The sequence below is a fragment of the Chondromyces crocatus genome (assembly GCF_001189295.1).
In the GTDB taxonomy this organism is placed as follows: Bacteria; Myxococcota_A; Polyangia; order Polyangiales; family Polyangiaceae; genus Chondromyces; species Chondromyces crocatus.
In genome coordinates, this window is the sequence record NZ_CP012159.1 from 4,979,879 (window position 1) to 4,994,830 (window position 14,952).

A 14,952-nucleotide genomic window follows, 5' to 3' on the forward strand; every position below is an offset into this window, starting at 1 on the left:
CTTTGACCCACCCCGCCCGAGCCAGCCACCATGGCGATCCCCCGCAACACCGACCGCACCCTGAGGAGCTTCGCCTTCCTCCTTCTCATCGTCGGTCTCTCGCTCGCCCTGGCTTGCGTGGTCTCCAACAGCGGACCGCATCCGTCGTTTCGTGAGCTCCACCTCGCCTCCTCCCGGGTCTTTAACGAGCTGCTCGCCAGCGGGCTCACCGTGGGGGTCAGCTTGCTGATGGTCTCGCCGATCGCGTTCCTCGTGCATCGGTACATCGATGTGCCCCAGCGTCGCGCCGAGGACAGTCGTGACGACACGGTGCCGACACGTCGTGCGGGGCGGGGCGATGAGCACCTGGCCATCGACTTCGGGGTCGCCGCTGCCGGCGGCATCGTCGGCGCCGGGGTGCTCGCGGGCTGGTTCCCCGACTGGTTCGGCGAGGAGGGCACCCTCGCGCAGGCCCTCTGCTTCGTCCTTCCCCTCGCGCTCCTGGCGGGGCTGCGCCAAGGGCACACCTGGGGGGCGCGCGCGCTCTTCGCGGTGGCCTTCGCGGTCGTCGGCCTCGGGTGCTTGCCTGCCACCGAGGTCTACCTCGGCGTGCGCCCCGATCCGGTGCTCACTGCGGAGTTCCTGCTCCCCGTGGCGATCGGTGGGCTCCCTGGTGGGCTGCTGGTGCTTCTCGTCCGGTGGTGGCTGGAGCGGGGAGGGGGCGCGGCGCGTTCGGCGGGGCCGTCGGCGGGGCCGTGAGGCGCGGGGCGAGCGTCCTCGCGCCACCATTCGAGAGCGCCGCGCTGCCTCGCCGAGGCGGTCATGTCCTGCGCGCACAGCCGCCCCCCGAGGCCGTCACGCCTTGCGCGCGAAGCGGACCTTCTGCACGCCTTCCATCATCTCCATCCCGAACTGGGCCGAGGTGAAGGTCGTCGGGGTCTCCTGGTTCGCGTTCGCCACCTTCGCCAGCGCGGCGTTGAACTGCGTGACGGAGACGACGCCGAGATCCTCGTCCTGCCAGGGGATGTCGATCGTGTCGAGCACGTCGCCCGTCGTCAGGTCACGCACCTGCTTGTGGAAGGCGAGCGGGGTGCCCGTGGGCTCCTCCAGCCCGTAGTGCAGCGTCTCCGGCTTCTGGTGGATGTCGACGGTCCCGAGCTCGCCCGCGAAGAGGCAGAGGAGCGTGTTCTCGGAGAGGCGCTCCATGCGCAGCAGCGGGAGCGCTTTGTCGGCTGCGGGCACGGCGTCCTCATCGTCGATCACCTCGCTGTAGCCCTCCACGAGCAGCCCGGGCCACCCCGAGACCACCTGCGAGCGCATGAAGAAGCCGCTCATCTTGCGGAAGGGGTGCTTCTGCGGCGTCTTCGCGTCGACCTTCCAGTCGCCGTCGGTGACCCGGCCGATGCTGAAGGCTCCGTCGAGCAGGCAATCCATCCACAGCGCGTCCACCGTGAAGAAGCGGATGGACTCGATGGGCAGGAGCCGCGCGTCGGGCACGAGGTAGCTGAAGGGGATGTACCTGAGCAGGCTCAGGTCGCGGAACCAGGCGGCGACGGGGCGCGGCGTGTCGGTGTTGATCGCCTGCGGCTTCAGCGGCAGGTGGGGGACGCGCTGCTTCCCTTGCTTGATCGCCTGGGCCTGGTTGCGCTTCCAGTCGTAGAGCGACAGCGAGACGCCCTGGTTCTTCAAGGTGAGCATGCGCCCGAGCTGCCAGGCCGCGGCGTACGAGACGTCGAACAGGCTGGTCGTCGTGTCGTAGCGCACGAGCTGATCGCCGCTCTGCACGGGCAGCCGGATCTCGTCCGGATCGGCGCCCGTGCCGCAGGGGCCGTGGTACCAGGAGACCGTCCTGTCGCCCCCCCGCATGCGGTGGCGGAGCGGGACGAACCCCGACTGGAGAAGGGACTGGGCGGGGTTCTGGGGGTCGTTCGCGAGGTCCTTCAGCGTGAGGGGACCGGAGTCGAGCTCCTCCAGGAACTCGCTGAAGTTCCCCGAGATGCACGAGAACGAGAAGCTCTGCAGGCAGACGAGGCGGATGTAGTCGTCGTCGCCCGCGCCCTGGAAGTCGAAGTTCTCGTCCGGATAGCGCTGCTCCACGGAGACGCAGTAGACCGTGCTCATGCCGCCCGACTGGGGCAGGCGATTGCAGAAGATCGTCGTCGCCACAGGGCCGCCTTCGATGCCGTCGCCTTGTTGCTGGAGCCGGACATGCGCGAGCAGGCTCACCTCGCTCTTCGTGGGGATGAGCTTCTTCAAGGCGCTCGCCTTCACGTCGATGACGCAGACCTTGTCCGTCGCGCGTTGCGTCGGCTCCAGGGTGATGCTCGGGAATTTGACGTTCTCTGGCCGCTTCGAGACGTCGAGGAGATCTCCGACCGTCATGGTTTGCAGCGCGGGGACCTCGTCGTCGGTGTCGCGGAAGAGCAGCAGCGTGAGCCACGCCAGGCCGGAGGCGGTGTCGTCGGGTGACCGCTCCCAGGGCAAGGTGCTGCGGGTGAACGTCATGTGGGGCAGCACGTTCGCGTGGTCGCCCTGGCTCCCGTCGGCGGGGAAGACCGCGACGAGGCTCTGTGGATCGAGCCAGTCGAAGCGCTCGCCGGTCACCGAGAAGACCATGCTCTGGGCATAGGTGCGCGTCGGGATCCTCGTGTCGGTGCTCTTCGCGGGCGCGATCCGCTGCTCCAGGTGGAGTCTGTAGACCCCGCTCTCCACCGGCGGCTCGTGGGATTGGATGAACTCGACCTTGCTCATGGGGGTATCTCTCTTCGAGGGGAGGGTCAGTGGGCGTGGACGGCCGGGGCGATGACGAAGCTGGTCGCGATGGCCTGGGGATCGACCTGCACGTCGGCCGCGGGGTCGAAGCCCATGGCGCCGAGGATTTGATCCCGGGTGGTGCTTGGGCCGAGTGAGGCCGCGATGTCGTCTCGGCGTTGCGTGTCGCCTTCGCCGCTGTCGACCCATGCGGCGAGGGGCTGCCACTGGTAGACATCGCGGCGTAGCAGCGTGTCGTACTGGAGCACGCTCGCGTCGAGCAGCGCCGTCATGCCGGGCTTCGGGGCCTTGGCCGGGACGATGCTGAAGCCGCCGAGCGTGTCGTGGCCGTTCTCGGTGACGAACTCTGGATCGTTCACGTCGGGGGTCATGATCCGGTCGTCGTGGCCGGGCACCGTGTGCGGCTGGCCCCAGAGCGAGGTGGGCGACTTTCTCTCGACGGGGGTGAAGGCGAAGCGGTCCTCGGCGGGGGTCGCGTCGTCGCCGTAGGTGATGGTGAGCTTCTGCGAGACGAGCAGGTCGCCGCTCGCGACGGCCATCGCGGGGATCCCGAAGTTCGTGCAGGCGCCCTGCAGGTCGATGGGCGTGTCGTCCGGGCCGCAGGTCGCCGTCTTCGTGGGGATGGCGGAGGAGGCGCTGATGGCGAACGCTTTCGGGTCGATGACGTAGACCGGCGTCTCGCCGTCGGTGTCGGTGACCTGCTGGCGGAGGCCCGTCGAGACCGCGAGGCTGCACATGCCGTCGTCGTCGGGCAGGTTGTCCTGGAACGCGTCCCAGTCGACGGCGAGGGGGTAAATCGAGGACTGGTCGCCGAACGAGACGGTGATGGTGATGAACAGGACGCGCACGGACGCATAGCCGCCGAAGTCCGGCCCCCAGAGGTGGATGCTCGCGCCGACGTCGATCGGCCCGACGAAGTCCACGCCGCCGCGCAGGTCGATGCCGACGTCGATGTCGTAGTAGTAAGGCTGCCAGGAGATGAGGAAGTCGGCGCCCACCTTGAAGTCGGCGTAGACGCCCGCACAGTCGAAATGGATCTCGGCGTAGCCGCCGGCCATCATCGCGTGGGCGCAGAGGGCGTAATAGAGGTCGCCCTTGAGGTGGGTGAACTTGTCGATCTGCCAGTCGACGCCCAGGCGCGGGACGGTGGGGTAATGGGACGGCACGACGTACCGCGGGTGATAGCCACCCAGGGTGATCACGAAGTCGCCGGCGTGCTCCTGGGCGAACCACACGTAGCTCGCAAAGCCGCCGGTGATGTGGCAGCTCTTCATGAAGACGTACGAGGACGGGTCGAGCTCGGCGATGATCCCGAAGTAGCCGTCGAAGGGGGCGAAGCTCGCCTCGAGGAGCATGCGCATCTCGATGAGGGGGCTGACCTTGCGCTTGCCTTCGACGTACGGGACGACGAGGTCGGCGACGCCGAGGACATCGATCTCGAAGGTGTGGGCGCCGAGGTCGGCGCTGAGGAGGACGAAGCCATCGATGACCCTGAACGCGGAGAACTTGAGGCCGACCGCGAGAAAACCAGCGCCGGGGACGGGCTTGATGTAGCTCGCGAGGCTGTCGAGTTCGCTGCTCAGGATCGAGGCCATGTTCGATCCCTTCGCGTCGACCTGCTGCATCGTGCCGTCGATGGCCTCGGCGACGAGGGGGAACTCGGTGACCTTGTCGATCGGGGGAACGGACAGGGAGTTGTTGAAGCCGAAGCCGAGAGAGACGGCCTTGATGTCGAAGAACGGCGGGAACGCGATGGGGACCGCGACGACGCCGTAGAGGAAGAGCGCGGGGGTTCCCTCGTAGGACGCCCAGGAGCCGATGATGCTCAGGCCCACCGCGCTCTTGCCCACGGTGAACTGAATGGCGCCCGTGCCGTCGTATTCGGTGGTTGCGTTCCCATCGGCGTCGGTGCGCTGGGCGCGCTGGAGGGCGAGGCCCAGGGTCAGGGCGTCGTTCTTGTAGGCGACACCGAATCCATCGAGGTGGACCGCGGGCGAGAGGTCGTGGATCGGTGAGCTGACGGCGAGCCCCTTGGGCGTGACCGAGAAGCCGTAAGCGGCAAAGGAGCCGTCGACGTAGACCCAGAGGGTCTCGTCATCGTGGAGCTGGAGGCCCACCTGCTCGAAATCGAAGGGGCCGAGCGATTTCTGGAGCGGGATCCACGATATCGGCTGATCGGGTGGGCCCTCGATGACCTGCTTGATGGTCTTCAACCACGTGACGGGGACGGGGGCCTGGGCGTCCAGCGCGAGGCTCTGGTGGATGGGAGCGGGCAATAGATCTGCATTCGTCAGATCCTTCAAAGACTTCGACGATGTCATCGCTGTGCTCGTGCCTTTCGCGTGAGGCTCGGAGCGCCGAACAGGAGCTGCCGTCGCCGTCCGAGAGCGCTGCGTCGTCCGCCTGAGTTGCTCGGGTTCCAGCGCGCAGCGGCACGCTCTCGACCCTGCGACTCGATGGACCGGCGTCACTCTGGCCGGCTCGGCCCTGTCCTGTTCGGTGCTCTTACGCCGTTGTCGGCTGTCTACTGGGGCGTGATTGAGGCCGCCGCGCCCTCCAGCACAGCGAGGACGCAGAACGAGAAATAGACATTCTCCATGCTATGGCCGGTCTTGTCGAAGAAATTGGCGTGGTACTGCACGGTCACCGTGTTCCCGCTGATGGTCCAGCTCACGTTGTAGCTGGAGTTCTGGACATCATGATCCGCCCCGCCGTTGTAATTGGCATGAACCTCCGTGGTCACCACGAGCGCGGTGGCGACGGGCTGGCTGAACGTGACGTCGACATTGCTGCTCCAGTTGTTGCTACTGCCGGCCTGGAAGGTGTTCGTCCTCTGTACCTTCGAGATCTGAAAGGGGAACAGCCCTGTCGCAGGCTGACCAGGCGCCAGCCTGAAGGCGCCGTTCACGTCCAGCGTCGCCGCTGGGGTCGTGGTGCCAATGCCGACTTTGCCATCGGGCGTCAGCGTCATCTGTGCGGCGCCACCGCCCGCAAAGAAGGCGAGATTGTGGTTCGACTTCGTCCCGATCCAGCCCATGTTTTCCCCGACCCAGGTCGCCAGCTCGATGGCTCCGGCCTTGTGCGCGATGCCATACTGCCCGTCGGACGTCTGGACCGTGAGCGGGTAGGCCGGGTTCGTCGTGCCGATACCGACATTTCCCCCGTTGACGAGGGCATTCCCGCGGAGGTCGAGCGGTGCCTGGGGGCTCGTCGTGCCGATACCGACATTTCCCCCGTTGAAGAGGGCACCTCCATGCACGTCCAGCGACGCCGCAGGAGAGGTCGTGCCAATGCCGAGCTTCATGCTGATGAGGGCATTGCCGGAGACGTCCAGGGGGGCTTGAGGCGTCACTTTGCCGATACCGACATTCCCCCCGGTGACGATGGCATTCCCATGGACGTCCAGGCTCGCTTGAGGGGTCGTCGTGCCGATACCGACATACCCCTCGTTGACGAGGGTATGGCCACGGACGTCCAGCGCTGTCTGCGAACTTTTTGTACCGATCCCGACCTTGTCGAGCAAGTCGCCCGTGTAATGCATGGGCAGCTTCTGGATCTGTACCGGGATCAGCCCGTCCGGGAAGCCCGGGATGCTGAGATACCGGAGCTGCAAGGGCGTCCCTCCCGTCGCGTGCCCGGTCACGAGGTTCGACAGGGTGATCTCCAGGACGCCTCGGGCCTTCAAGACCGTATTGGTGGTGGTGATCGTCCAGCTCGCGCCCGTTCCATCGGCCCGCGCATTCCCCGCGGTGAAGCCAGACGTCACGCTGGCCTTGATGGCTTCGAGCTGTGCTTGCGTCGCCAGTGCCCAGCGATCTCCGGTCGACTGACTCCCGTCCAGGTAAACGACGAACTGGGTGGTCTTCGGATCGAGCGGGATGTCCGCAAGCCCCAGGTTGACGATCCGCAGAATCAACGAGTTCTGCGTCGTACCGTCATTGATGACGATGTTCGGCGTCTCGAAGGAGACGTAGAGCGTCGGCGTCTGCGCGCCCTGACCGGTACCGGAAGTCACGATGTTCACGTTCAAGGTCTCGCTGGGTAGGTAGTTCATGGTCTGAATGATGGGTGCATTGCCAGGATCCGCCGCGCTGTCGGGATGGGACACGACGCGCACGTAATTCGAGGGGTCACTGGCATCATCGACCCACCCTTGGTCATTCCAGGAGAACTGCACCACGTCCGGCCGTGCCCCATTTGTGGACGTCGCGCCGAAGTTCTGCAGCGCCACCACCTGCACGTGGGCGGCGCTGTCGACGACGATGGGAGATTGCCCGGTATAGAGGACGTAAACGCAGATGCCGCCGTTGGCGCTCTCTTTCGATTGCGGATCCACGTAGAGAGACCAGCTGGCCGTGTCGCCCGCCGTGATGCCCTCGGGCGCGGCGAGTGAGCCGGACGAGAAGAGCAGATAGAAATGATAGTTCGTGCTGCTCGCCTTCTGGCCCTGCGTGGCGGCGCTGGTCTGGAGCTGCACCGTGTTCTTGTCGTCCAGGGTCGCCAGCCTGACCTCGATGGTGTCCGTCGCTTGCGGCTGGTCGTCGATGTAGACCAGGTTCGTCAGAAACTGGCCTTGCACCTGTGCAGGGATCGTCAGCGTGACGTTGTTGATGTCGATGGGATCGTCGGCTGCCATGATCTTTCCTCACGCCTCGCTGGTGTCACTGGTGTCACTGGCGTCGCTGGTCGGGGCGAGCTCGAGCCAGCCCTCGCAGAGGAGCTGCTCCCCCGCGAAGCGCGCCGTGGTGTCCACAGGGGCAAACCCCGTGGAGGTCGTCCACTGTCCCCCGCTCTGTTCGAGCCACGACCACGCGTACCCTCCCTCCGTCGGCACTTGCAGTTCGAGCTGCCGTGTCTCCGGCGGCTGCTCGTACATCGCTCGCGTCGTGAGCAGAGGCGCCGACAGGAAGGTCACCGTGAGCACCTGGAGGGCCGCGGCGTACTGGTCCGAGGGGATGGAGAGGGCCTTCGTCGGGAGGATGCCGCTCGTCGCGTGGACCTTGCCGCGTGGATCCAGGAGCATGGCCACGGTCAGCGCGTCCGCCGAGGCGGACAGCGGGATGTTCACCGGGGCGTCCTTCACGGTGACGATGCTCCGGGGGTCGCCAGTCGTCGCCGGGAGGCCCGGTGCGTCGCTCTGCGTCGAATAGAAGACGTCGCCCGCGTAGGAGCCGTCGTCATTCTCCTTCCAGTAGCCCGCGAGGCCATCGTTGTACTGGCCGCACTCGCCGATGCGGATCGGGAAGAGCACCTTGTCGAAGTCGTGCGTCCACGGCGTGGGGCTCGTCTGGAGGGTCGTCGGGTCGTGGGCGTCGTAGCCGGCGACGCTGGCCTTGTAGGCCGTCAGGCTCTCGTCGCGCGCGGGCAACCCCTTCAGTTCCAGCTTCAGCTTGGCGCGCACCAGGGCGAGCGGACGCCCGACGAGCAGGGCCATGGCCTTGTGCTGCGCGAAGTCCTCCGGGTCGCTGTTCTCGAGCGCATTGCCCAGCGTGAGGAGGAGCGCGCGAAGGAAGGAGGTGTCCGCCGACGCGCTCTTCGTCAGGTAGGTGACCATGCTGCGGAGGTGCGGGTTCGCGATGTCCGCGACGCTGACCGGCGTCGCCCGCCCCGGCGCCGACGACCAGTGCCCCTCCTGGTCCACGACCCCGAGCGTGGCACCGTCGGCGTCGTAGATCATCAAGCTGCTGTCGAGGTGGTTGGGGAGCACCCAGCCACAGACGGGGGTCGTGGCCGGATGGGCGTTCATCTCCACGTCGTCGTCGGGGCCCACCGGCTCACCCGAGAGCCACCGGAACGAGAGGCGCGCGGGTTGCGTGAGCCGCGGTGGCAGCCGGAACATGCAGTCGGTTCCTGCCAGGCTGGTGGGCATGAGCTGCGTCGAGGTGGCGTTCGTCGGCGCGAGCCCGGTGTCGAAGATCGGGTTCACCTGGCCGAAGGCGTCCACGACCCACAGCCGGGCGAGCTTCGCCTGGCCGCTCCGGATGGGCGTGAAGTCACTCATGGGCAGCGGCCCGGTGAGCAGGGGGGCGCGCACCGTCCCGTTCACCTGCGTCGTTACCTGGAGGAGGTCTTCGTTCGTGGTCGTGGGGTCGGCGATCTCGAGCTGCATGGTCCCCCGGTTGGCCGTGCAGAGCGTGTCGTTGAACCCACCGAAGGCCTGCGACAGACAAGGCATGCGCGCGACCATCGAATGGGCGCGGAGCGCGGTCACGATGGGGTCGGTCGCGCTGGTCGGCTGGTAGGCCGCGAGGATCGCATCCGCCGACTGATCCAGGAGGCTCATGGCTTCCTCGGTGTTCAGCCCGTTGAACTCGTCGTCATAGGGCGCGGGCAGCGAGGCGTGCTCACGGGTGATGAGGTTCGCGATCCAGCGCTGGAGCTGCCCCGGGGCGTGGGGGCTCAGGATGCCGAAGCCCGCGTAGGGCCGCTCGTCCGAGGCGGCGCGCTGGGGGGTCGTGGGCGCGAGATCCGACTGGTCTCTGGGGAGGGTGTACTGGCTCGTGATGTAGTCGGCCGGGTAGTTCGCGTCCGGCATGGTGTCGGGGAAGAACTCCATGTTCCACACGGCCAGCACGGGGTTCCAGGGCTGCGCGGTCCAGGTGGTGAAGCCGGGCGCATCCCCGCCCGCCGAGGGGGACGCGGCGTCCATCACCCCCCGGATCTGCTGGAGGAGCGCCGCGTTCGTGGGCAGGCTCGACAGGCTGTCGTCTGCGACGTCCGGCAGGTGCTGGCAATGCAAGTACCCGTCGTCGCTCGAATCACCGTCGCAGCCATGGCGCAGGGTGGTTCGAATGGCATCGCCGACCAGGAGCAGCGTGGGCTCGTTGGGCTGCCAGTAGCGCGGCTGCGGGACCGCGATGAGCACGTAGCCGGACGCTTCCCTGGCGAGCGTCTCCCGCAAGCTGGCGATGGCCGTGATGAGCTGCGAGGCGAGCTGGGAAGGGTCCGGAGGGATGACCAGGTTCATGACCCCACGCGCGACGGTGACCTGGTAGGTCAGGTCGCCGTCCGGGATCGTCCAGACCTTGCCCTCCTGGGTCGCTCCGGTCTGCTCGTTGATGGCCTTTGCGTTCGCGCCCCACGTGCGGCCGCAGTTCTCGATCTCGCTGCGCCACGCGGCGTTGCTGTGCAGCAGCGAGCCATCGTTCAGGGGCGGTACGTAGTACTGGCCGTAGTATTTGCTCCGGGCCGAGACGATGCTGAAGACGATCGCTTCGGGCGTGGCGACCATCTTCTGGTTCGCGCCATCCCAGCTCCACTGGATGAACCCGGTGCTGGTGATGAGCGTCCGCAGCGGGGAAAGCCCGGTGCCGATGAGGCTCTCCAGCGCATTGCTGTGGTTCACGCTCGGCTCTGTCTGCGTGGATTCGAGCTGGACCCAGTCGCGGAAGAGGCGCCCGCTCATGGAGGCGATCTCGTCCTGGGTCCGGTTGTACCTCTCCTGGAGTGCGTTCAACTGATTGAGCTGATGGGCGAGGTCGTCGGGGAGGGTGACCTGGGTCTGGATCTTCCTGCTCTCCCCCTGTCTCTGATTGGCGGGGCGAATCGACCAGGCGAAGCCCCCCGCTTGCGAGGTGAACCCCTTCTGGTGGCGCGCTTCGAGAAACTTTGCCACCTGATCGAGCCGCTGGGTGGAGAGGGCGTCGACGTATTCGAGCGCTTCGAGCTGCTGCTCGAAGAGGGGCGTCCTGGTGGTGTCGGTGGTGCCGTCGGTGGTGGCGAGCTGCTTGGCCAGGTACGCCGAGAGCGCCTCGGTCCCCGAGTTCGCGAGCGAGACGTCGAGCTTCTTGCCCGTCGCGGCCGGGTTCACCGCGGTCGCGTCCGTGGTGCCGAACGTCATGCGTGAATAAAGGACCGTGCGGTCCGGGAAGGCGTCGTCGCCGACGTCCACCGACCAGGCGTAATCGTTCTGCAGATCCTCCAGGAGCATCGAGGGATCGGACTCCCTGGCACGCCAGATCCCCATGAAATCCTGGGTGAGATCGCCGTAGAACCCGATGACCTCGTACGACAGGCCAGCCAGGTTCGTGGTGTCCACGGTGGTGTCGTGGAAGCCGAAGACGCTGTGGGAGTTCGGATAGAACGCTGCGAAGGACGCCTTCACGTGGTCGAGTTTGTCGACCCACGGGGTGGTGCCCACGGCCGTGAGGGCCATCGGATCGGCGCCCACCTCGAACTGGCCGAGGTACTCGCCGCTGCCGTTCGGCGACCACGCGGAGGCCTCCACGGCCCGCCCCATGTGTCGGAAGGGCTGATACGGCCCCTGGTCCGGGTCGATGCACGGGAACTGCACCGCGATGGTGTCGGGGGGCGGGTTCTGGAAGGAGAGATCCGGGTAGAGGTAGTCGCTCTCGACGACCCACTGGGCCTCGATCGTCGCGTCGTTGCGCACGCGGTTGACGAGCCAGCGGTTGGGAACGATCGGGAACAGGCGTCGTCCCGCGTCGTCACCCACCTTGCTGTTCGTCAGCGCGTCGGGCAGGGCCCAGTGCAGGTGGATGCCCGCGGTGATGGTGAGCTTCGCGTTGTCGAAAGGCGCCGTCAGGACGAGGTCGGCGATGCTGGGGGTCGTGCTGTTCGGCTGGTCGTGCGTCGAGACCTTCTGGGTCTGTGGGTCGGTCGTGTTGTACGTGAACGGCAGCTTCGTGAAGTCGACCAGCGGCGCGTGGAGGTCTCTGGTTTCGCCTCGGGGTACGACGAGGGCATCCAGATGCATGGGGACGAGCAGGACGGAGGGCATGGACCTCTACCTCGGGGGGCACGGGCGCGCGCACGGAAGGCACGTCGTCCTTCCGCCCGGCGCGAATCACTTTCCCGCCCTACCGCAACTCGTGTGCCTGCTCGAAGATGGCTTCACGCGGGCGGTGCACTGTTGCGTGCCCCTCTCTCCACGTCGCCCGAGAGCGCGTTTCCGCGGCGTTCTGCGCTCGAACGCCAGCGTAACGAGGCGATCCCGGGGTGTTACGGTGAAACACCGGGGCTGTTACAGTTACATCTGTCTGTGACAGTGGCTTGTCCCACGCTCAGCCGTTCCCGCATCCGGGCGACGACGACCCCATTGACGGCCGTGAGTACGAGGGGGGGGCTGCCGGGAGGGGATCGCGGTGCATGCGCGTGACCGTGGTTGCCCGGGGGAGGGGAGCGCCAGGCGCGAGGAGGGGCGTGGGGCGCTTCTGGAGGGGTTGCGGCTCTGTGGGATGGCCTTCCGCGTCGTCGCCGTCGGGGGGCTCAGCGATGAGCCACCAGCGCGGTATGGCCGGGCAGGGCGAGGGACACAGGCCTCACGACGTCGCTCCCATCGAGTCCGCGGAGAGGCTGTTGCCACTGGAGGGTGCCATTCAGGAGCGAGAAGGCGAAGAGCTGCGTTCCCTGCGTGACCAGCACCTGGCCCCCACTCACGAGGAGCGTGGCGGTGTAGAGGCCGATGCCTTTCTCGCCGACGGCATCACAGGTCCAGAGACGACCGCCCGTCAGGTAGTCGAGGCAGTTGACCTCGGCTGCGGCCGTCCAGCTCAACATCGCTGTGCGGACCTCCTTGGCGCTGACGCTGACCACGCGCTGACCTTCCACGACGCAGAGGGTAGGCGCATGCTCGACGCCCTGGAGCGTGGCCTGGAAGCGCCACACCTGCCGACCGGACAGGCGGTCGTAGGCGACGACCACGCCATTGATGGCCGTGAGCACGAGGGGGGCGTCAGAAGGAGGGTCGCGGTACATGCGCGCGACCGTAGTTGCCAGGGAAGGGGAGCGCCAGGCGCGAAGGAGGCGCCGGGCGCCGGGTCCGTCGCGCTGGCGCGCAGCTGGCTCCCACGGCCTGGGCTGGATGGATGGGGGAGTCCCGTGCAGGGCGGGTCGAGCGTCTTCAGCCCCAGAACACGTAGCAACTCACGCCATGGCGGGCCACGACGCCGGGCAGAACCCCGGCTGTCCCTCCCCAGGCAACGTCATTGGGGAGCCGTGGATTCTTCCTGTAGAAGATGCCATCGCCCCCATTCTCGCTGCTGTCGAGCACGACGATATAGGTGTCCGGCCCGAGCCTCTCGTCGAGCAACCGCACCACCTCCTCGCGGAATGCGGTCAGCGTGTTCGTCTCCGACGCTGCTCGATACAGTATCCAGTAGAGATCATTGCCCGTCAGCGAGCCGTAATTCTTCGGCGTGAAGAATTGCTCGCGCGTGATGGCCTTGATCTCTTCCGGAATGGAACCTTTGGTGTGCTTGGTGGCGCTCATGTGGACCTCTATCCTTGCGTGCTCATTCGAGCCAATGAAGCAATCACCACCAACCACAGAGCTTCCTGGGGCACGTGGGCATTGCGAGTTGAATCCCCTGCGAACCAGCGTCGGCAGGGAACGCGTCTCGTCAATGCAAGACAGACGCCACATCAGAAGACTTTCCGAGGATTCCCTCTTCTCGGCGTCCGGTCCGGCGAAGGGCTGGTTTTCAGGGCTGTTTCAGCTCTGGCGAGATCCCGGCGGACGGCGCGCGGACCCTGCGCAGATGCGCGGGTGATGCTCCGAGGTCGCGGCCTGTTGTCCTCATGTGCTGCTGGAATGCCTCACCATAACCTTCAGGAATGCCTCACGCGGTCATGCCGATCTCCGGTGCGGCCACATGAGGCAACAGAGCAAAAGCTCATGAGGGCCGAACCCCTTTGCTCCGTTCCGCGCTGATCTTCCCACAGGATGGTGACGATCCTCTCGCGGTCCCTTTCCCTTCGGCGTCCACGTCTCCGAAGACATGGGCTGCGTAGCCGTCGGCCCGCAGGCTTCCCAGACCTTTGTCGTCTTCGGTCCACTCGGCGAGACGTGCGGCATCGGGACGGCGCAGGCGTGTCCGACGCTTCTCGTCCAGCTCGCAAAGGACCACGGAGCGGGCAGGATCTTCGAGCGCATCGAGGAGACTGTCCGAGTGCGTCGCCACGATCACAGGAGCGGATGCCGACACCTCTTCGAGCATCCACAAGACGCGTACGAGGAGCCCTGGGTGCAGGTGAATCTCTGGATCGTCGAAAGCGAGGAGCGAGCGGCTTCCGTGAAGCCCGCAGAGCGCGATGAAGGCGAGGTAGCTGAGCTGCCCTTCGGATAGAACCTCGGCCGGAAGAGGAGCATCGGGGAACGTCCCGAAGACGAGTTCCAGCTCGATGTTGCCGCGTCCAGATGGGCTGAGCCGGAAGTCGCGAAGGTCAGCGCCGAGGCCGAGCTGGGCGCGCTCCAGAACACGGCTCCACGTCTCGTTGCCCAGATTGCGAAGCTGCTGGAACGCATTCGGGAGGTTCACGCCATGGCGCGTCAGCCGATCCGTCTTCTCGACGACCGAAGGCCAGCGCGGCCCTTGGCGGATGTCGAGCGCCCGCTGTTGCCAGATGGGACGTGCTTCGAAGGGGACGTGGACGTCAATCTGATCCAGCGCCTTGACCACGCGCTGGAGGGCGGGTTGTGTCTTGGCTCTCAACCACGGAAGTGCCAAGCGCAGCTCGTCCACGCCCGTCGATTCCTCGTCGTCGAACCGTTCGTCGAGGTTGACCCGTCGCAGCTTTGCAGTCCGCGCGTCGAAGAGCGTGAGGCTTGCATGTTTGCGTTTCAGTACACGAAGCGGTTCAAGCGCCTCGGGATCGGCGTACACGTCGAGTTGCTCGCGGAGCACCGCGGGGGACACACCGATGTGACCCATGGAAAGGTCGTAGACGATCTGCGGACCGTCTCCCTCGATCGTGACACCGAGGCGAAGCTCGTCCGATCCGCGGCGGAGCAGCGAATCCAGTCCGCCATGCCCCTTGACGATGATGTCGGACACATGCGCGATGGGCTTCGCCACCTGGTGCAGGATCTCGAACGCTTCGAGGATCGAACTCTTGCCCGTGCCGTTGTCGCCGATCAGCACTGTGAGACCGTGCAGGTCGAGCGTCAGTTCGTCGATCGCACGCAGTCCGGAGATCCTGACCTGTGTGATCCGATCATGGCTCATGGGGTTGACATGTCCTCCTGGGAGACGGCTTTGGGGGCTACAGGAATCAGCGTCAACGGCTTCGCTTCGAGCCCCTCCGGGCGCTTCGAGCGCAGTCCCCGCGAGACGTGGTCGAGCCGTCGAAGAGCGCCTTCGTCCACCGTGGGCCTCGGTGGGGCAGGGTCTCCACGGTTCCAGCAGACGGGTCTTCGCGGGCCTCCTGTGCGCCGGCTCGCGCACTCGGGCGCCGTGCGTG

8 protein-coding genes are annotated in these 14,952 nt (G+C 66.4%); 1 reads left to right on the forward strand and 7 read right to left on the reverse strand.

Annotation, left to right across the window (positions count from 1 at the left end; translation table 11 throughout):
- Positions 1 to 30 precede the first annotated feature (30 nt).
- Positions 31 to 738 carry a hypothetical protein gene (locus tag CMC5_RS18435; protein ID WP_050431660.1) on the forward strand — a complete coding sequence of 236 codons (708 nt, stop codon included), beginning with the start codon at positions 31 to 33 and terminating at the stop codon, positions 736 to 738.
- A gap of 96 nt (positions 739 to 834) precedes the next feature.
- Here the strand turns inward: CMC5_RS18435 and CMC5_RS18440 are convergent, their stop codons facing one another.
- From CMC5_RS18440 to CMC5_RS18470, 7 genes are all read right to left on the reverse strand, one after another.
- On the reverse strand, positions 835 to 2,730 hold the full coding sequence (locus tag CMC5_RS18440) for a hypothetical protein (RefSeq protein ID WP_050431661.1): 1,896 nt from the start codon (positions 2,728 to 2,730) through the stop codon (positions 835 to 837).
- 26 nt (positions 2,731 to 2,756) lie between these two features.
- Entirely contained in the window at positions 2,757 to 5,072 is a 2,316-nt protein-coding gene (locus tag CMC5_RS18445; RefSeq protein WP_050431662.1) for a DUF6603 domain-containing protein, read from the reverse strand.
- A gap of 203 nt (positions 5,073 to 5,275) precedes the next feature.
- A complete protein-coding gene (locus tag CMC5_RS18450) occupies positions 5,276 to 7,387 on the reverse strand; it encodes a hypothetical protein (protein ID WP_050431663.1) in 2,112 nt (703 codons plus the stop codon).
- Between the two features lie 9 nt (positions 7,388 to 7,396).
- Positions 7,397 to 11,491, reverse strand: coding sequence for a hypothetical protein (locus tag CMC5_RS18455; protein ID WP_050431664.1), 4,095 nt, complete (start codon positions 11,489 to 11,491; stop codon positions 7,397 to 7,399).
- A gap of 488 nt (positions 11,492 to 11,979) precedes the next feature.
- Positions 11,980 to 12,597: an outer membrane protein assembly factor BamB family protein gene (locus CMC5_RS18460; protein WP_342673966.1), complete on the reverse strand. Its 618-nt coding sequence runs from the start codon at positions 12,595 to 12,597 to the stop codon at positions 11,980 to 11,982.
- Between the two features lie 16 nt (positions 12,598 to 12,613).
- Positions 12,614 to 12,982, reverse strand: a complete 369-nt coding sequence (locus tag CMC5_RS18465) for a hypothetical protein (RefSeq protein WP_050431666.1) — start codon at positions 12,980 to 12,982, stop codon at positions 12,614 to 12,616.
- 403 nt (positions 12,983 to 13,385) lie between these two features.
- The gene (locus CMC5_RS18470) at positions 13,386 to 14,717 is read right to left on the reverse strand and encodes an AAA family ATPase (protein ID WP_050431667.1); all 1,332 of its coding nucleotides are present in this window, start codon (positions 14,715 to 14,717) and stop codon (positions 13,386 to 13,388) included.
- Between the last annotated feature and the right edge of the window lie 235 nt (positions 14,718 to 14,952).